At 59.7% G+C, this 19,103-nt stretch carries 13 protein-coding genes; 2 read left to right on the top strand and 11 right to left on the bottom strand.

Annotated elements, in window-relative coordinates; all coding sequences use genetic code 11:
- Positions 1-7 precede the first annotated feature (7 nt).
- Complete coding sequence (locus ACYZTR_RS14070; protein ID WP_461971752.1) at positions 8-2,581, bottom strand: DUF3141 domain-containing protein; 2,574 nt, start codon at positions 2,579-2,581, stop codon at positions 8-10.
- 255 nt (positions 2,582-2,836) lie between these two features.
- On the opposite strand from ACYZTR_RS14070, the gene phaP reads away from it, so the two are divergent.
- The gene (gene phaP, locus ACYZTR_RS14075) at positions 2,837-3,406 is read left to right on the top strand and encodes a TIGR01841 family phasin (RefSeq protein ID WP_461971754.1); all 570 of its coding nucleotides are present in this window, start codon (positions 2,837-2,839) and stop codon (positions 3,404-3,406) included.
- A 93-nt stretch (positions 3,407-3,499) separates the two neighbouring features.
- On the opposite strand, the gene ACYZTR_RS14080 is transcribed toward phaP, so the two are convergent.
- The 10 genes from ACYZTR_RS14080 to ACYZTR_RS14125 all read right to left on the bottom strand — a co-directional run bounded on the left by ACYZTR_RS14080 (position 3,500) and on the right by ACYZTR_RS14125 (position 16,596).
- On the bottom strand, positions 3,500-5,521 hold the full coding sequence (locus ACYZTR_RS14080; RefSeq protein ID WP_461971756.1) for a nitric oxide reductase activation protein NorD: 2,022 nt from the start codon (positions 5,519-5,521) through the stop codon (positions 3,500-3,502).
- The gene (locus ACYZTR_RS14085; protein ID WP_461971758.1) at positions 5,522-6,322 is read right to left on the bottom strand and encodes an AAA family ATPase; all 801 of its coding nucleotides are present in this window, start codon (positions 6,320-6,322) and stop codon (positions 5,522-5,524) included.
- Between the two features lie 14 nt (positions 6,323-6,336).
- On the bottom strand, positions 6,337-7,707 hold the full coding sequence (locus ACYZTR_RS14090; RefSeq protein WP_461971760.1) for a cbb3-type cytochrome c oxidase subunit I: 1,371 nt from the start codon (positions 7,705-7,707) through the stop codon (positions 6,337-6,339).
- A gap of 15 nt (positions 7,708-7,722) precedes the next feature.
- Positions 7,723-8,580, bottom strand: coding sequence for a c-type cytochrome (locus tag ACYZTR_RS14095; protein ID WP_461971761.1), 858 nt, complete (start codon positions 8,578-8,580; stop codon positions 7,723-7,725).
- Positions 8,581-8,957: 377 nt separating this feature from the next.
- Entirely contained in the window at positions 8,958-9,464 is a 507-nt protein-coding gene (gene phaR / locus ACYZTR_RS14100) for a polyhydroxyalkanoate synthesis repressor PhaR (RefSeq protein WP_461971763.1), read from the bottom strand.
- 148 nt (positions 9,465-9,612) lie between these two features.
- Positions 9,613-10,881: an OprD family porin gene (locus ACYZTR_RS14105; RefSeq protein ID WP_461971765.1), complete on the bottom strand. Its 1,269-nt coding sequence runs from the start codon at positions 10,879-10,881 to the stop codon at positions 9,613-9,615.
- A 127-nt stretch (positions 10,882-11,008) separates the two neighbouring features.
- Positions 11,009-12,781, bottom strand: coding sequence for an acyl-CoA dehydrogenase C-terminal domain-containing protein (locus ACYZTR_RS14110; RefSeq protein WP_461971767.1), 1,773 nt, complete (start codon positions 12,779-12,781; stop codon positions 11,009-11,011).
- 64 nt (positions 12,782-12,845) lie between these two features.
- Entirely contained in the window at positions 12,846-14,516 is a 1,671-nt protein-coding gene (locus ACYZTR_RS14115; protein ID WP_461971769.1) for a cation acetate symporter, read from the bottom strand.
- Positions 14,516-14,842: a DUF485 domain-containing protein gene (locus ACYZTR_RS14120; protein ID WP_461971771.1), complete on the bottom strand. Its 327-nt coding sequence runs from the start codon at positions 14,840-14,842 to the stop codon at positions 14,516-14,518. Before ACYZTR_RS14120 ends, ACYZTR_RS14115 begins: the two co-directional genes overlap by 1 nt.
- A gap of 131 nt (positions 14,843-14,973) precedes the next feature.
- Positions 14,974-16,596, bottom strand: coding sequence for an acyl-CoA synthetase (locus ACYZTR_RS14125; protein WP_461971773.1), 1,623 nt, complete (start codon positions 16,594-16,596; stop codon positions 14,974-14,976).
- 230 nt (positions 16,597-16,826) lie between these two features.
- Between ACYZTR_RS14125 and ACYZTR_RS14130 the strand changes: the two genes are divergently transcribed.
- Positions 16,827-19,103 carry a PAS domain-containing sensor histidine kinase gene (locus ACYZTR_RS14130; RefSeq protein ID WP_461971774.1) on the top strand — a complete coding sequence of 759 codons (2,277 nt, stop codon included), beginning with the start codon at positions 16,827-16,829 and terminating at the stop codon, positions 19,101-19,103.

Consider the following 19,103-nt stretch of genomic DNA (forward strand, 5'->3'; position numbering starts at 1 on the left):
TTAAACGTTATTTCACCGGAGGTGTTTTTACGCCTTGCTTGCCCTTGGCAGGTTTGCGCACTGGACTCGCAACCTTGGCGATGGGGTCAGGGATCACTGCGGGTATTTTCTGTTCGATTGGCTCGGGCATTACCGCTGGAACTTGCTGCTTGATCGGTTTAGGGATTGCCACCGGGGTTTTCGGCTTGATCGGCTTGGGGGTTACCACCGGGGGTTGCTGCTTGATCGGCTCAGGGATTACCACCGGGGCTGTCTGCTTGATCGGCTCTGGGGTTGCCGTCGGGATTTCCTCCTCGATGGTATCGGCCTCACCGGGTGGTTGGGTCAGGTTGAAACCTGGCAGGGGGACATTGAGCAGCGTGTGCAGCTCACACCAGAATGGGTTGTCTGCGCCGCTGGTCAGCAGTTCCGGCAGCAAATTGGCGACGGCCGCCAACACTTGTTGGCGTTCTTCGACCTCAACCAGCATTAAGGGCAGGCTGTGCAGGCTTTCTTGCGGATGGGTAGCGACCAGCAGTTTTTGCAGGCGCAGGGTTTCGCGCAGATCAAGCGGCTTGGCACTGTAGTCCTGGAGCAGTGCCTGCATTTGCAGGATCAATTTGTCGACGCTTTCCTTGCCCGGCTCGTCGCTGTCGCGGCCCAGCAGGAACAGAATCCGTATCAAGGCTTCCATCAGCCCGCCAAGGGGCAGGGCATCTTGCAGGCGCTCGATCAGGACCTTGTCGTGTTGCTCGGCATGTTCCTGGAGATTTCGCCCGGGAGCATTGCCGGCGAGGCTATTGAGTACGCCATACACGCCGTAGAAACACATTTCCTGCGCCGCATCACGCAGATCCCGATAGCCGTTCAAGGCGTCCTGCATCTGGTTGGAAAACAGTTCCTGCCAGACCAGCAACGGGTTGTTTTGGCTGGCGGGGTGACGATCCTTGCTCACGTGGGCGGCGCTACCTGCCAGCCACCACAGTGCCGGGTTCAAACTGCTCCAGGCCACTTGCTGCTGATGGAAAGGGTGTGCCCGGCGCAGCAGTTCGGCGCTGGGTTCGTTGATCAGCAGGCGCAACCATGGGCGTATGAATTCGTCGTACACACTGTTGTTGATGTCGGACGCGCGCTGGACCAGCGCGAATTCGCGATCGTCATCACGAGGCTTCTGCACTTCGCCATGGATGTCGGCGATGCGCCGGGGCTCGAAATGCACGGCATACGGGGTCGCCGAGTTTTCCGGCAGGTCTTCGATCAGCATTTCATACAGCCCGGCTGGCAGCGCATTGATCGCATCGACCGCCCCCAGTAACTCACGGTGCTCACGCCGCGCCACTTCACCGGACACGAAGATGCCCAGATGACCGATGCTCGCGTGCCGCAAGTACACGATGGTGCGTCCGGCATTTTGCAACGCGAGATCGCTGGGATAGACGTCGGTGATCCAGTCCAGTGCCTGTTGCGGGGAGGTGATGTTGTCGCCATACGAGCAGAACACCACCACCGGCACTTCAATCAGTTTGAGGTCAAGCCCGCTGCTCTTGCGACCGAGGCCGCCGGACAGCTGATTACCGATGAACAAGTCGTCGACAATCATCTCGATCTCTTCGCCATTGAGCAGGGTCGGGCTGCCCCACCAGCGTTCGAAATCCAGAAAACGTGCGGCCTCGCTGTCGACTTCACTGAACAGGTGGTAGTACTTGCCCCAATAGGTGTTAGCCGGGTCCAGGCTTTCGAAATTGCTCACCAGCCAGGTGCCGTCGAAGCGGTCATTGCCAAGGTCGCTACCGAGGCGCGCCATCCAGCCACCACCCAGCAAACCGCCGGTGTAGCGCATCGGATTGCGGCCATTGACCCCGGCCCAGTACGACAACGGCGCACCATTGACGATGATCAACCCTGGCAACTCCGGCCGGGTGGCGGCCAGGCCCATTAACGCCCAGCCCGCCTGGCAGTTGCCAATGACGACAGGTTTGGCGCTGTCCGGATGCCGGGCGCTGACGACTTCGATGAACCGCGCCTGGGCTTCTGTGATATCGGCGAGGGTTTGCCCAGGACGTGGCGAGTGACTGAAGGCGATGAAGTAGGTGGGGTGGCCGGCTCTCAGGCTTTCGCCGATGACTGAATCCTGTTTGAAACCGCCGATCCCCGAGCCGTGGCCGCCGCGTGGGTCAATGATGATCACCGGCTGCTTTTTGCTGTCGATCTGTTGTCCGGGGCCGCCGAGGATTTGCAACAGCGAATAGTTGACCGGGTGGCGCAGGTCTTCCCCGGCGACCAGCGTTTCATGATTGAACTTGAGCAGCAGCGGATAACCGGCGCGTTCGTGGGCCAGAGTGTTGTCGCCGCGCTGGCGTAAGGTGTCCCAGAACAACACGCTGCGCTGGCCAAGGTCCGTGAAGTATTCCTGCCAGTCAGCGGGCGTCGGTTGTCTGAGTTGCCCAAGGTTTAAAGCTGCGAAGGTTTTTGCCTGGCGCTTCTGCACGGCGTCAAGGACATTGCGGGTATTGAGGCGGTGCAGATGATTCAGGTGTTGGAACAAACCGACGGGGCCGGAAAGCTCTTCATCTTGCAGCGCAATATTGACTTCCTGACCCATCGTGATCTCCTGACGCTCTACATGGGAACCTGCGCATCTGAACCCTTTAGCTAAAGAGGGCTAGGCTCGCCGTTCGATAGACTGGAGTTTATAGCGAATAGGAAGGGCATGAGCAAAGATTATTTTGCACCGCACAAAAATAGACGTTGCCAAATGGTTTTGTGCACTGCAATATCAAGGCTAACGCGATGACTGGCCGGATCGCTATCGCGTCTTCAGGTCCATCAGGGCCATCCAGTACCAGGAGATTCAAGCATGTCTTTTTTCAATTCGGAAAAACTGCAAACCGCTCAGAAAGCCAACCTCGATCTTCTGCAGCAAATCAGCGGTAAAGTCTTCGCCAGCGTTGAACAGCTCAGCCAGTTGCAGTTCAAGGCACTGCGCGACTCCACCGAAGAGCACTTCGAAGGTGTTCGCAAGCTGATGGCCGTCCGTGATCCACAAGGTTTCGCAGAGCTGCAGGCTTCTTTCACCCAGCCGAGCGCGCAAACCGAACGTCTGGCCGAGTTCAACCGTCAGGTTCAAGCACTGATTGTGGGTACTCAGTCGGACATCGCCAAACTGACCTCGAGTCAGTTCGAAGCCGGCACCCAGCAGGTGCAAGAGTTCGTTGAAACGATCAGCAAGAATGCACCGGCCGGTTCCGAGCCTGTGGTGGCAGCGTTCAAGTCGGGCCTGGCGAATGCCGGTACTGTGTTCGAAAGTGCACAGAAAGCCGTAAAACAGGCGACCGATGTGGCTCAGAGTGGCTTCGACGCAGCGACTGCCGCGGCCACGAAAGCTACCCCGGAAGCAAGCGCCAAGGCTACCAGCGGTAACAAGTAAGTCACGTCAAGCAAGCGGCACCAATGGCGATGGGATCATTCCCCATCGCCATTTTTTTTGTGCCGCGAAAAACCTTGGCAGGAAGGCTCTGGTTCACCCTGATACCAGTCGTCTGATCCACTCTAGCAATACGCTGGGCAACAGTTCTGGTCGGTGCAGCAAGGCGTATTGCCGCGATCCGAATACCGCCGGCAGGTAATTTGCCGCCTGGCGGTCGATGGTCAAACAGAAAGGATAGATGCCTTGGAGTTTGGCTTCGGTCACGGCTTGGCGCATGTCTTCGACACCATAGCGGCCTTCATACTGATCAACATCGTTCGGCTTACCGTCGGAGAGTAGTAATAAGAGTCGGTGGGTGGCGGCTTCGCGCATCAGCAACGTGCTGGCGTGGCGCAGGGCAGAGCCGGCCCGGGTATAGCGTTCCGGTTCGAGTGCGGCAATGCGCCGACCGACTTCATGGCTGTAGCGCTCATCAAATGCTTTCAGTGTGCGTATCGTGACCCGCTGCGGACCTTCGCCGGAAAACGCCAGCACGCTATAGGGCTCGCCCAGGCTCTCCAGTGCCAGACAAACCAGCAGCAACGCCTCGCGCTCGACATCAATGACCCGGCGATGGTGGGACAGCCAGCTGTCAGTGGAGCCGCTGACGTCGATCAGCAACAGGATCGCCATGTCACGTCGGCTACGGCGCTGGGTTTGATACAGCGCCTGCGGCATACTCAGGCCGGCGCGGGCCTCGGCGCAACCGTCGATATACGCCTCCAGATCGATATCGTCGCCCTCCCATTGTTTGCGCAACCTGACACGCTGCGCCCGCAGGCATTCGAATTGCCGGCGGATGGCATCGAGCACCGGGCGGTGAGCCTCCAGGGTTCGCTCGACCCACTGCTGCGGGCCTTCCTGGGCGGGACACAGTTGCAGGGTTGTACCCGGATCACGGTAGATCTGGCGGCGGTAATCCCACTCGGGGTAGCTGATTGCGTTGCCGGGAATGTCCTGTGCACCGCGCCGGACGCGGGTTTGTGGCGGGTCGTCAGACAGCAGCACTTCTTTCGGGCGGCCTGCCGTGACCACCAGTCGGGCTTCGTTGAGTTCGGACAAGGACTCGGCAAAATCAGCCGCCGGGGTATCGGTATCCCGGTCGGTAGGGCGCTGCATCCCCATGGGGTCTTCGGCCTTTTCCAACGGTTCGGCGGGTTGCACCATCCACAAACCCTGTTCCTGATCGTCGTCTTCGTCGGTACGGGCCTCGCGCGCAGTGGGCTGGCGTACGAGGCGAGCGCTGCGTGGCAGGGTATCGGCTGTGTCGATTTCGCCGGGCAGGGGGGGCGTTTTCCGGCCCGCCGACGGCTCGCGCAGGTCGCCGGTCCAGGCATCTAGCAGCAGCAGATGAGCATCGAGCCTGGGCTGTTTTTCGACGGACATGAGACGTTGTGCGAGGGTTTCTGATTGTTGCAACGAGTCGGCCGTTTTGGTGGGTATCTCCAGCCCTTGCAGAGGTTTGCCGCATTCGCTGCGCAGCAGTAAACGCAGCAAGTTTTCCAGGGGCTGTCGCTGAATTGGAAAGGCCTGAAGAGGCGGGCGGGTCATCAAGGCATGATGGCGCAAGCCATGGATCGATGGCGCCAACCCCGGCAACAGCCGTACCAAGTCCGAATCAGCAGCCCAGGCTTCGAGGAGCCGATAGACACTGCGCTGCATCGGGTTGTCGAGGGCCGACAGGGCGGTGGCACTGCCTCGTTGGGCGCGCATCGCCTGTTGCAACGCCAGGGTTTTATAACGTTCCAGCGTGAACGGACCGTCGTCGCTGCCCAGGTTCTCCGGCAACCATATAGACACGCCATCGGTTGCCGGGACCGCGCTTTGCCGACACGGCTTTTCGTGACGCTGTACGAGCTTTTTCAGTAGCGTGGGGGGCGAGGGTGGTTGCGCAACGCGCAGTGAATAGTGGGTGTCGAACACCGCCTTGATCAGCAAATCGAGGTGTTGTGCAACATCCCCGAGGGTGACGATTTTTGCAGTGTCCGAGGGGCCCTGGTGACGCCGCCACAATGCCTGTGCATACACCGTTGCGTGGCGTGCGACATCGGTGATGAGGTCCTCGGCTTCGGCCATTTAGATAAACGTCAGGTCGACGAGATCGCGCATGGCAGCCACCAGCACCGCGTCATCGGACAGCGGCGAGATCAACGCGACCCGGCACGCGATGGGCGCAGCAATGCCGCGGGTGATCAGCCGTGCAGTGGCGATCAGCAGACGGGTACTGGGCACTTCCGCCAGGCCCCGGTCCTGCAAGGCGCGTAGCCGCTGGGCGAGGGTGACCAGCGCATGGGCGGTGGCGTAATCGGTTCCACCCTCATGGATGACAATGGCGATTTCGCGCTCGGCCGGCGGGAAGTCAAAATCCAGCGCCACGAAGCGCTGTCGGGTACTCGGCTTCAAATCCTTGAGTATTCGCTGGTAACCGGGGTTGTAGGAGACCACCAGTTGAAAGTGTGGTGAGGCTTCGAGGATCTCGCCGATTTTGTCCAGCGGCAGAATGCGTCGGTGGTCGGTCAGTGGGTGCAGGACGACAATCGTGTCTTGCCGCGCTTCGACCACCTCGTCCAGGTAACAGATAGCGCCTTCGCGCACCGCACGGGTCAGCGGGCCTTCCGACCAATGGGTGCCCTGGTGTCCGATCAGGAAACGCCCGACCAGGTCGCTGGCACTCAAATCGTCATGGCAGGAAATGGTGATCAACGGACGCTTGAGACGCCAGGCCATGTGTTCGACAAAACGGGTCTTGCCACACCCGGTGGGTCCTTTGAGCATGATCGCCAGTTGCTGCGCATGGCATTGCTCGAAAATCACTACCTCGTCGCCGCAGGGTTGGTAATAGGGTTCTGCCTGCAGCGGTGCGGGGTCGGCGTGCATCCGTGAACGTTCCATCACAACGCTGTGCTTGAGGCTTGAGGTGTGGCCAGGACTGGATCGGCTTCATCGACATTGAAGTCCGGTGCATGGCGGAAAAAATCGAAGATGAACAGCCCCGCCCCCAGGCTGAACATCGACGCCGTCGCCACCAGCATCAGGAAATGCACCTGAATCTTCAACTGCACGTCCAGATAGCCCATGCCGAGAATGCGTTCCAGATACACCTGAGCAATGCCTGCGGTGGCAAATGACAGCGTCATGCCAAACATGCCTCCTAACTGCAGCCAGAATGCCCAATAACCGATGCTGCTTTCCTCAATGGGACGACGGGTTATGCCGGGCAGCGCATAAGTGATCATCGCCAGGACAATCATGGCATAGGCTCCATAAAAGGCCGCATGGCCATGCATGGCGGTGATCAGGGTGCCATGAGTCCATTTGTTGACGTCGGGAAAGGTGTGGGCCAGCCCCAGGAGGCCGGCGCCAAACATGGTGAACAGGGCGCTGCCCATCGTCCAGTGTAAGGCCAGTTTGTTGGGGTGAGAGAGGCCGGAGCGGCGCATCGCGTTGTAGGCATAGATCGCCATACCGACCAGCGCCAGGGGCTCAAGTGCACTAAAGAAGCCGCCCAATGGAAGCCAGTAGTAGGGGACACCGATCCAGTAATAATGGTGGGCGGTGCCAAGGATGCCGGCAATGAACACCAAGCCGACAATCACGTACAGCCACTTCTCCATGACCTCGCGATCGGCACCGGACAGTCTGATCAGCAGATAGGCAAGAAAGCCGCCCTGGATCATTTCCCAGACACCTTCGACCCACAGGTGAATCGTCCACCAGCGGTAGTAGATCGACACCACGTAGTTTTCATAATGCAGCAGCGCCGGCAGATAAAGCACAGCGGCACTGGCCAGACCCAACAGAAGAACGCCCTCGGTGGCAGTGAAACGCCCGGCTTTCTTGATCGTCATGCCGATGTTGTAGAGGAACATCAGCATGCAAATCACGATCACGATCTTGTGCGGCAGCGGTTGTTCGAGCAGCTTGTTCCCGGTGCCATAACCGAACAGGTAACCCAGAACGGCGGTGACACCCATGGCCGTCCACAACCCGAGCTGAATGTAGGCCAGTCGGGTGCTGTGCAACTCACCACGGGACTCATCCGGCACCATCCAATAGGTCGCCCCCATGAACCCGGTCAGCACCCAGACGATCAACAGATTGGTGTGAATAGACTTGGTGACATCGAATGGCAAAAGGTCCAGCAGCGGATCCGGCCCGAGGTATTTGGCCGCCGACAGTAGGCCGAATACCAGTTGCAGGCCGAACAGCACCATGGCAACGGCGAAATACCAGTAGGCGACGGATTGAGATCTGTAGCGCATGGTCATCCCCTGCGGTTACTGGAACGACGCCAGATAGGCGACCAGTTGATCGATCTGTTCAGGCGTAAGCGATTTGGCGAAGGTGTCCGGCATGAAGGACATGCCGTTGGCGGAAAACATGTCGCCCGGATGCAGGTAGGCACTCGGCGTGACGATGGATTCGCGGATAAAGTCTTCGGCGTCCTTGGCCTTGCCCTTGTAGTCAGGCGAGGCGATGACCTGCTTGGCCCGGCTGGCCAACCCTGCCAGGGACGGCCCGGCGAGGTTGACGCCCGGCGCAATCGAGTGGCAAGCGCTGCACACCGGGGTGGCGGTTGTTCGAAACAGCGCCTCGCCCAGGGCGATCGGGTCTTCCTTGCCGGACACTGGGCGTGCGGCGGGTGGCTGGTTGCCGCCGGCGACGTTCTGTTGCGCAACGGTGAGGTCCATGCCGGGAATCGACGTGCCGGTCACCAGAATTGGACGCGGTGGCCAGCCTTGGTTGTCGACCTTGCTCACCCAATCCATAAAAGCGATCAAGGCAGCGATTTCTTCGTCAGAAAGATTCAGGTTCGGCATCAACCGGCGATGGCGTTGCTCGTCATAAAACTTTGAAGGGTCTTTGAGGAACGCGGTGAGATAAGGGGCGCCGCGCAGCTGAGTGATTTTCGTCAGGTCCGGGGCGTAATACGCGCCTTCACCAAACAACGTGTGGCAATTGATGCAATTATATTCATGCCATACATCCTTGCCGCGAGTGACCTCTGGCGTGATCAGTTGAGCGTTGGTCAGTGTGGGGAACTGCCGGTGACTGTCAACGGTCATGCCCAGAAACACCACGGCAGCAATAGCCGTCGATATCAGCGCGAACGAGCGTGTCTGGTGTTTGTTCATTGCGATCTCCCTATACGCCGATGCCGGTCCAATAGGTGATGCCGATCACTGCGGCATAGACGACCGCGCTGGCCATCAGCACGAGCACCGCATAGCTGACAAGCTTCAAGACTTTTTGCACGACTGCCTCCCAATGTGAAAGTGCAGGTGGAAAGTGCCTGGTCATTCGCGTTGCACATTGAGTATGAGTGCGCGCAAAAGAGCGTTAGCCCGCTGCACTGACGATTGCTTGAAGTCTGCATTCGAACAACTGCGAACAGGCGCTAAAGATTGATGACCTCACCAAGCCTTGCGTTTAAGTACCGTGGTTCAGTGGGGAGGCAGGATGACTGAGAGCTTAGTAGACGTCGCGCGACTGTCAATGACTCGGGAGTACTTCATTCACCGTCTTTTTTCTTTGCGCCATCAGCATCAGGCTTGCCGCCAAACATGCCAAACAGGTTCTGGGTGTTCAGATACAGCGCCTTCGACTGGTCGACATATTGGCGCATCAGATCCTGCATCACCGGGGCCTGTTGATGCATGAAGTCGCTCCAGGCCTCGGACGACTGCGCGCCGGTCTGGGACTGAACGTCGATTACGGTCTGAATGCTCTTGTCCAGGTAACTGCCGAGGACGCCCTGATAAGGGCCGTAGAACTGGATAATCCCCATCAGCATTTCGGTGGTGAAGATGGGCTCACCGCCGCTTTCGGCGTCCAGAATCACTTGCAGCAGGATGCTGCGCGTCAGATCCTCACCGGTCTTGGCATCGACCACCTGAAAGGCAATTTTGTCGACCACCAACTGGCGTATGTCCGCCAGCGTCAAATGACTGCTGGTGTGGGTGTCATACAGTCGGCGATTGGGGTACTTCTTGATCAGGCGGGGAGTGTTATCTTTCATGCGGGCGTCTCGCGGCGGGCCTGGTTTGCAGGCATCTTATCCTACTATGGCCACTGTCGCGGATGATCGTTCCCACGCTTAACGTACCGATCATTCCCACGCAGAGCGCGCAGAGCGTGGGAATGATCAGCATGGGAACGATCAAGTACTACCAGATCGGCAACGTGTAGCTGACGATCAGGCGGTTTTCATCCAGATCGCTGCCGAAGTGGGTCGAGCGCACCGTCGCATTGCGCCACTTCACCCCGACATTTTTCAGCGGGCCGCTCTGCACGACATAGCCGATGTCGGTATCACGTTCCCATTCCTTGCCTTCTGGGCGGTTGTTGCCCAGATCGATATCGGAGCCGGTGATGTAGCGGGTCATGAAGGTCAGGCCCGGAACGCCGATGGCCGCAAAGTTGTAGTCGTAGCGAGCCTGCCAGGACTTTTCGTCTTTGCTGGCGAAGTCGCCGATTTGCACGAAGTTCACCAGGAATGCATCGGTGCCGTTGACGTAGGCGTAGCCGGTGTCGCCGCTCATGCTTTGATAACCCAGGCCTAGCGCGTGCCCACCGAGGTTGTAGGTAAACATCGCGCCAATGGCATTGTTATCGACATTACTGCCACCATCGTCCGTGGAGCGGGCGAAGCGCAAATCCGACTTCAGCGACTGGCCGGTTGTGACCGGCAACACGTAGGTCAGGTTGACCAAGTGCTGGCTGTAGAAGTTGTCGAGATGGCCGTAGCTGTAGCCGGTGGCGAGGTTGCTGGTCCATTTGTAATTCAGGCTGGCGAAATCGAAGCTGTCGCTGTCGACATGACGCGTGGAGATGCCTTTGGCGCCGGTCCGGGTGATGCCCATGTCCTCGTAGTCCGAGGAGTCGCGCTGATTGACCTGCGTCAGTCGCCCGGCATCCACGGTCAGGCCTTCGATTTCCAGCGACGTCAACTGGCCGCCCTTGAAGGTTTGTGGCAACAGCCGTGAATCGTTGGCCAATACCGTGGGCAGCTTCGGCAGCAGCGTGCCGAGTTTCAGCGTACTTTTCGAGGCACGCACTTTGGCGGTCAGGCCCAGTTCACCGTACTCGTGCTGAGCACCTTTGCGGGTATCGCTGTGGCGTTTGAGCAGTCCGGAACCCGCGCGATCAGGGCTGGAATCGAGTTTGACACCCAGCAGACCGATCGCATCGAAACCCACGCCGATCAATCCTTCGGTGAAGCCCGACTCATAGCGCAGCAGGAAACCCTGCGCCCATTCCTCTTGTTTGGATTGGCGGGCATTGTCTTGGCGATAGTCACGATTGAAATAGAAATTGCGCAGCTCAAGGCTGGCCTTGCTGTCTTTGACAAATTCAGCAGCGGCGGGGGCCGAGAGGCTGACGACGCCGCCGGCCAGCAACAGTCGGGTAGCGAGGGTGCGGGTGTTGCGGTCCATGGTGAAGCCCCTTTGTTTTTATTATGGAAGACAGGTCCTGCGGCCCTCGCCAAGTGGGCGAGGGCTTATCAATAAAAAACGCGAACGCCGAAAAGATAGGAGCGTGGCGCCGCGTGCGGTTCAATCGTTAGAACTGTTCGGCGCTCAGGCCAAACAAGGAGGCACTGCCCGCGCGGATGGATTGCTCCAGACTCAAAATGCGTGGTAACAGGCGGTGGATGTAGAAGTCGGCGGTGGCTATCTTCGCGCCATAAAACCCTTCATCTTCACCGCGCTTTTGCTGGGCAACCTGTGCCATGCGCGCCCAAAGCCAGGCGTAAGCGACATAACCGAACAGGTGCAAATACTCCACCGAAGCGGCACCGACTTCGTTACGATGGGTCGCGGCCTGATCCTGCAACCAGTCGCTCAGGTCCTCCAGGCGCTGCACGGCATCGAACAGTTGAGTGGAGTAGGGCGCGCCGGGCTGATGGGCGAAGTGGCGAATCTGGCCGGTGAACTGGCGTAGCGCGACACCCTTATCGGCGAGCACTTTGCGTCCGAGCAAATCCAGGGCCTGAATGCCGTTGGTGCCTTCGTAGATCTGCGCGATGCGTACATCACGGACCAATTGTTCCTGCCCCCACTCACGGATGTAGCCATGGCCGCCGAACACTTGCTGGCCGTTGATGCAGCTTTCCAGACCGGTATCGGTGAAAAACGCCTTGGCCACGGGGGTGAGCAGCGCGACCAGGGTTTGGGCGGTGTCCCGTTCCTTGGCGTCATCGGAAAACTTCGCCAGATCGAGTTGCTGACCGACATAACTGGCGAACGCGCGACCGCCTTCGGTCATGGCTTTCATGCTGAGCAGCATGCGCCGCACATCGGGGTGGACGATGATCGGGTCGGCCACTTTGTCCGGGGCGATGGCACCGGTCGGCGCGCGGCTCTGCACACGTTCGCGGGCATAGGCGACGGCGCTCTGATAGGACGCTTCGGCACAGCCAATGCCCTGAATGCCGATGGACAAGCGCTCGTAGTTCATCATGGTGAACATCGCTGCCAGGCCTTTGTTGGCTTCGCCGACCAACCAACCGCTGGCGCCGTCGAAGTTCATCACGCAGGTGGCCGAGGCCTTGATGCCCATCTTGTGTTCGATCGAACCGCAACTCACGGCGTTGGCATGGCCGAGGGAACCGTCGGCATTGACCAGCACTTTGGGGACGACAAACAGTGAGATGCCTTTGGGCCCCGCAGGCGCGTCCGGCAGTTTGGCCAACACCAGATGGACAATGTTTTCGGTCAGGTCCTGATCACCCCCGGTGATGAAGATCTTGCTGCCGGTAATGCTGAAGCTGCCATCGGCCTGAGGTTCGGCACGGGTGCGGATAATCCCCAGATCGGTGCCGGCGTGGGCTTCGGTCAGGCACATGGAACCGGCCCAGCGGCCTTCGTACATCGGCGGCAGGTAGAGGTTTTTCAGGGTGTCGCTGGCGTGGGCATCCAGCGCCAGGCAGGCACCGGAACTCAACGCGGAATACAATGCAAAGCTTGAGTTGGCGCCGTAGAGCATTTCTTCGAATTGAACGGCGAGCATCTTCGGCATGCCCATGCCGCCGAAATCAGCGTTGCCGGACAGACCCACCCAGCCGCCTTCAATGTAGGTGGCATAAGCTTGTTTGAAACCGATTGGCGTGCTGACCTGGCCATCAAGCCACTGAGCGCCTTCTTCGTCGCCGCTGCGATTCAACGGCGCAATCAGGTGCGAGGTGACTTTGGCCGCCTCCTCAAGAATGGCGTCAGCGGTGGCGGCGTCGACACTGTCGGCCAGGGCCGGCAGGCGTGCCCACAGGGCCGGGGCGTCGAACACTTCATGCAGCACAAAGCGCATGTCGCGCAGCGGGGCGTTGAATTCGGGCATAACGTGAACCTCAAAAGGTTGTGCGATGGGCACGGCGCCGCTTGAGCAGGCCGTGCCCTTTCAATCAATGACTGGAAGCGCTGGCGGCGCCGAGGCCGGTCTGGGCACGAACGAACTGGTCGGCGTAAGCGTCACGCTCCTTGTCGGCCCGCACGCTGCGGTCGAGTTTCGACACCATGACGATCACGAAGAACGCCAGCGGCATGGAGAACAGCGCCGGGTGGTCATACGGGAAAATCGCGTGAGCATGGCCGAGCACAGTGACCCAGACCGCTGGCGAGAGGATCACCAGCACCAGCGCGCAGAGCAGGCCGGCGAAACCGCCGATGATCGCGCCTTTGGTGGTCAAGCCTTTCCAGTACATGGCCATGATCAACACCGGGAAGTTGGTCGACGCGGCAATGCCGAATGTCAGGCCCACCAGGAACGCGACGTTCATCTTCTCGAACAGAATGCCCAGCAGAATCGCGATGATGCCCAGGCCAACCGTGGCCATGCGGGTCACGCGCATTTCCTGTTTCTGGCTGGCTTTACCCTTCTTGAACACTGTGGCGTAGAGGTCATGGGAAATCGCCGAGGCACCGGCCAGGGCCAGTCCGGAGACCACCGCGAGGATGGTGGCGAAGGCGACGGCTGCGAGGAAACCGAAAAACAGGTTGCCACCGACCGCTTTGGCCAGGTGCATGGCGACCATGTTGCCGCCGCCAATCAAGGCGCCGCCGACTTCGCCATTGACGTAGTACTGCGGGTCGGTGCCGATGATCACCATCGCGGCGAAGCCTAGGGTGCACACCACCAGGAAGAAGAAGCCGATGAAACCAGTGGCGTAGAACACCGATTTGCGAGCTTCTTTGGCGTTAGGCACGGTGAAGAAACGCATCAGAATGTGCGGCAGGCCGGCAATCCCGAACACCAGGCCCAGCGACATCGACGCGGTGTTGATCGGGTCGGCGAGCATCGAGCCGGGGCCCATGATGTTCCAGCCACTGGCGTGCGCCTGGACGGCTTTGGTGGCCAGGGCTTCGTAGCTGAAACCGAACTGCGACATGGCCATGACCGCCAGGGTCGTGCCGCCCGCGAGCAGCAGCACAGCTTTAATGATCTGGACCCAAGTCGTTGCGATCATCCCGCCGAAAATCACATACACCAGCATCAGTGCGCCGACGATCACCACCGCAACCGGGTAGTCGAGCCCGAACAGCAGCTTGATCAATTGACCCGCACCGACCATCTGCACGATCAGGTAGCAGCACACCACCGTCAACGAACCAAACGCGGCGAAAATCCGCACTTTGTTCTGGTCCAGTCGATAGGACACGATGTCGGCAAAGGTGTAGCGCCCCAAGTTGCGCAGGCGCTCGGCCATCAGGAAGGTGATGATCGGCCAACCGACGAAGAAGCCGATGGTATAGATGAAGCCGTCGTAGCCCTTGGCAAACACCAGGCTGGACAGTCCCAGCAAGGTGGCGGCGGACATGTAGTCACCGGCAATCGCCAAACCGTTCTGGAACCCGGTGATGCCACCGCCCGCGGTGTAGAAGTCTGAAGTGGATTTGGTTTGCCGCGCGGCCCACCAGGTGATGGCCAGCGTGCCTAAAACGAAGACAAAGAACATGCCGATCGCATGCAGGTTGAGCGGTTGTTTTTCCACCGCACCCAGCGCGGGCGCAGCCAGCACAACGGAGGCCGGCAACAGTCCGGCAGCGGCGAGGATAAGTTTACGGAGCAGGTTCATTACTTGCTCTCCTCGAGAATAGCGGCGCCCAGGGCATCGAAGCGCGTGTTGGCGCGGTAGACATACCAGCCGGTGAGTAACCAGGAAAACACGATGATCGCCGCGCCAACCGGCATGCCCAGGGTCAACATCCGATGCTCGGCGATTGGCGCATGCAGCCATTGCGGGGCAAACGCCACTACCAGCATGAACGCGTAGTAAGTGACTAGCACCGCAGCACTCAGCGACCAGGCCAGGCGCGAACGGCTGCTCACCAGTTGAAGGAATTTCGGGTTGGACCGAATGCGTTCACAGCGTTGGGTATCGGTTGAATGGATGTCGATCATGGTGGCTCCACCTTGTTTTTGTTATCGATGCTTTTGGTATTCAAGGGCGGGGCAGGGCCCATTTCGGCCTGCACGAGCCCGAAGCGGCCAGTAAAAACACCGGCCGCTTGACGGGTACAACGTCGATTCGGTTAGAGCGCTTTGGCCCTGTCGCGCAGGACGTACTTCTGGATCTTGCCGGTCGAAGTCTTCGGCAGCAGGGTGAAAATCACCGTGCGCGGGACTTTGAAGCCGGCCAAATGTTCGCGGCAGAAACTGATGATGTCGGCCTCGCGAACGTCCTGGTGATCAGCTTTCAATGTAATAAAGGCGCAGGGCGTTTCGCCCCACTTCTCATCGGGACGGGCGACGACGGCTGCTTCCATCACACCCGGATGGCGATAGAGCACCCCTTCCAGTTCGATGGTGGAGATGTTCTCGCCGCCAGAAATGATGATGTCCTTGAGTCGGTCCTTGATCTCCACATAACCGTTCGGATGACACACCGCCAGGTCGCCGGTGTGGAACCAGCCGCCTTCGAACGCTTCGGCCGTGGCGGTCGGGTTCTTCAGGTAGCCCTTCATCACGGTATTGCCGCGCATGAAGATCTCACCGATGGTCTGACCGTCACGCGGGGTGGGTTCCAGGGTCTTCGAGTCGCCGACCATCACGCCTTCGAGCGTCGGGTAACGCACACCCTGACGGGATTTGATGTGCGCTCGCTCTTCCAGCGGCAACTCATCCCATTCGGCATGCCAGGCGCAGAGCGTCACCGGACCATAGGTTTCGGTCAGGCCATAAACGTGAGTGACCTTGATGCCCATTTCTTCCACGGCACCGATCACTTTGGCCGGCGGCGCGGCGCCGGCGACCATGGCGTTGACCGGGTGATCGATCGCCGCTTTTGCCGACGCCGGCATGTTGACCAGCGCGTTGAGCACGATCGGTGCAGCGCACAGGTGAGTGATCTGATGCTCGCGGATCAACGTGAGGATTTTCTGTGGATCGACACGGCGCAGGAACACATGCACACCGGCCAGCGCGGTGATGATCCACGGGTAACACCAACCGTTGCAGTGGAACATCGGCAGGGTCCAGAGGTAGACCGGATGGTTGCCCATGGCCCAAGTCATCTGGTTGCCCAACGAGTTCAGGTAAGCACCGCGATGGTGGTAGACCACGCCTTTCGGATTGCCGGTGGTGCCCGAAGTGTAATTCAGCGAAATGGCTTCCCATTCGTTCGCCGGCCATTGCCAGGCGTAGGCCGGATCGCCTTCGGCCAACAGCGCTTCATAGTCCAGATCACTGACCGCCTGGCCTTCGCCGTATTCCGGGTCATTAACGTCGATGACCAGTGGCGGGTGATCCAGCATGCCAATCGCCGCGTGAATCACATCATGGAACTCACGGTCGGTAATCAGCACCTTGGCTTCGCCATGCTGCAGCATGAAGGCAATGGCTTCGGCATCCAGACGCACGTTGAGTGGGTTGAGCACCGCGCCAATCATCGGTACGCCGAAATGCACTTCAAGCATCTCTGGAATGTTGGGCAGCATCACCGCCACCGTGTCGTTCTTGCCGATACCACGACCGGCCAGTGCCGAAGCCAAGCGTCGGCAGCGGGTGTAGGTCTGCGCCCAAGTGCGGCGGATAGAGCCATGGATGACGGCGGGGTAGTCCGGATAAACGCTGGCGGTACGCTCGATGAAGCTGAGCGGAGACAAGGCAATATGATTGACAGCCGCAGGGCCTAGCCCTTGTTCATAGATCGACATGTACGGGTACTCGGTGGCTGATTGTTAGCTCTATAGGTGACCTTGCAGCGTAGCCGCTGAGGTCGCCTTTTATGTCCGGTCTGCTTTATATAACATTCAGCTACAGATATGGAAGTACAACCTATGTCATATAGGATATGTACTATATTTGATTCTGACAGGTCTAAATGAATACAGTGACACCGCCGAGGCCGGTATATCCTTGGCTTCCCCAACGAAGCGGACCTGTGATGACCCTGACTCCCGTTCGATTGCACAGCTGGTTGCGCCTGCAGCGCGAGGGTGTGTCGCTGGCCGCCCGGGCTGATGCGTTGTGCCGCGCGTTGCAGGAATGTCCCGAGGTGCGCCGGGCGGTTTACTTGAGTTGGCAACCCAATGCGCGGATTTACAGCCACGAGGGCGCCGCCCAGCATTTTCCACCGGGCCTGGGTGACCCGTCGCTGGCCAGCGATCAGTTGCTGTTTGATCGACTGGTCGAGGCGGGGCGTCTGGATCTGGCGCAAGTACGCCAACTCGATTGCTGGTTGTCCGGTCGATTGCGTCGGGCCGCCATCAGCCATGGCCAGGTGTTTGATCTGGCCTTGCAACCGGGGCAGCCGGGGTTATTGCTGGTGGAAGTGTGCGAGGGCGTGAGTCTTGATTGGCTGGGTTGGGTGCAGGACTTGCTGACGACGTTGCTGAGCAGCGTCAACGGCATGCTGCGCGGCTCGCCGCTGTTGGGCCACGATCCGCAACCGAGTCTGTTGCTCGATGCGCAGGGCCGGCCGCTGGAGTTCAATGCCGCGCTGTTGGCACTGCTCGCCGAAAAGCCGTTGACCGATGTGCTGGGCTTTTTGCCGGTCAATCACCGGGTGCTGGTGCGCGCCTGCCTTGACCAACAACGCGCTGTCGAGGGGGTCGAAGCCCAGTTCGAAGCGCAGATATTGATCTGGACGTTTATCCCCGATCCTCAGGACAACCGCGTGCTCGCCCGTTGCCGCGATGCCACGGCACAAGTGCTGGCCGAGCGTGAAGCGGCCACGGCACGGCGGCTGTACCGGCTGATCATCGAGAACACCACCGACCTGATTTCCAGGCACACACCGGACGGGCGTTTTCTCGATGCCTCGCCGGCGTCCTGGACATTGCTCGGCTACTGGCCGGAGGAGTTGCGCGGGCAAATGGCCCAGGGCTTGTTCCATGGCCAGGACCTGGCCAGCCTGGTGCAGCGTGCGCGGGATGCCCTGGAGCAGGACGGTTATCACACGATGACGTATCGCATTCGCCATCGAGACGGGCATTACCTGTGGTTCGAAACCGCGAGCCGGGCGATTCGTGAAACCTACACCGGGACGGTGGTCGAAGTGGTCAGCGTCTCCCGGGACATTACCGCCCGGGTGCAAGCCGAAGAGAACAAGCGGCGCCTGGCCGAAGTCGTCGAGGCCAACACCGATCCGGTGTTGTTCATCGACCCGGAGGGGCAAGTCACTTATCTCAACCCAGCGGCGCGGCGCATCCTGGGGATCGACGAGCAACAACCGATGCCAGCCCTGGCGCAATTGTTCGCCAGCAGCGACCTGGCACGTCTGCAGCGTGATGGCTGGAGCAGCGCCGAACGTGACGGTGTCTGGAGCACCGAGGCGCGGTTGCAGCCACCGGGTGGCGGCACTTCCGTGCTGGTATCGCTGGTGCTGCTGGCGCACCGTTCGGCCGGTGGCGAGCGCTATTATTCATTGGTCGCACGGGACATGACCGAGCGTGAACTGCGTGAAGTGCAACAGCGCCGCCATCAGGACGAACTGGCACACACCGCGCGGTTGGTCACCCTGGGTGAATTGGCCTCGGGCATCGCACACGAAATCAACCAGCCGTTGGCGGCGGTGGTCAATTATGCCAATGCCAGCCAGCGCTATTTACAGACGCTGGGCTCCAATCCCCAGGCCGCCGACAGAGTGGCGCAAGGGCTGCAACGCATTACCCACCACGCCACGCATGCTTCGGAGGTGATCAGGCGTCTACGGGCGTTTCTGCGCAAGGGACAGCGGCACTTGCAGGCCCTGAACTTTACCGACGTCGCTCGCGAGGCCGTGCGTTTGTGTGCCTGGGAAGCGAGCAATTGCCAAGTGACAATCGAGGATCGACTGCCGGATAATCTGCCGCCGATTTATGCCGACCGGGTGCTGCTGGAGCAGGTCCTGCTCAATCTGTTGCGCAATGCCATCGATGCCAACCGCGAACAACATCCGGGGCAACCATCACTGATCGTAATGACTGCGGGGCAGGGCAGTGGTGCAACCGTGGAGATCAGCGTGCAAGACCAGGGACCGGGCGTCAGCGAGCCCGAACTGGAGCAGATATTTACCCCGTTCTATACCAGCAAGGCCGATGGCCTGGGACTTGGCTTGTCCATGAGCCGCAGCATCATCGAAGGTTTCGGTGGCGAGTTGCAGGCCCGGCGCCAGCCTGTCGGGCTGCTGATGTGCTGCCGTTTGCCGCTGGCCGGCCCAACAAAACAACAACAGGAATAA

Source organism: Pseudomonas sp. Hz4 (assembly GCF_054898165.1).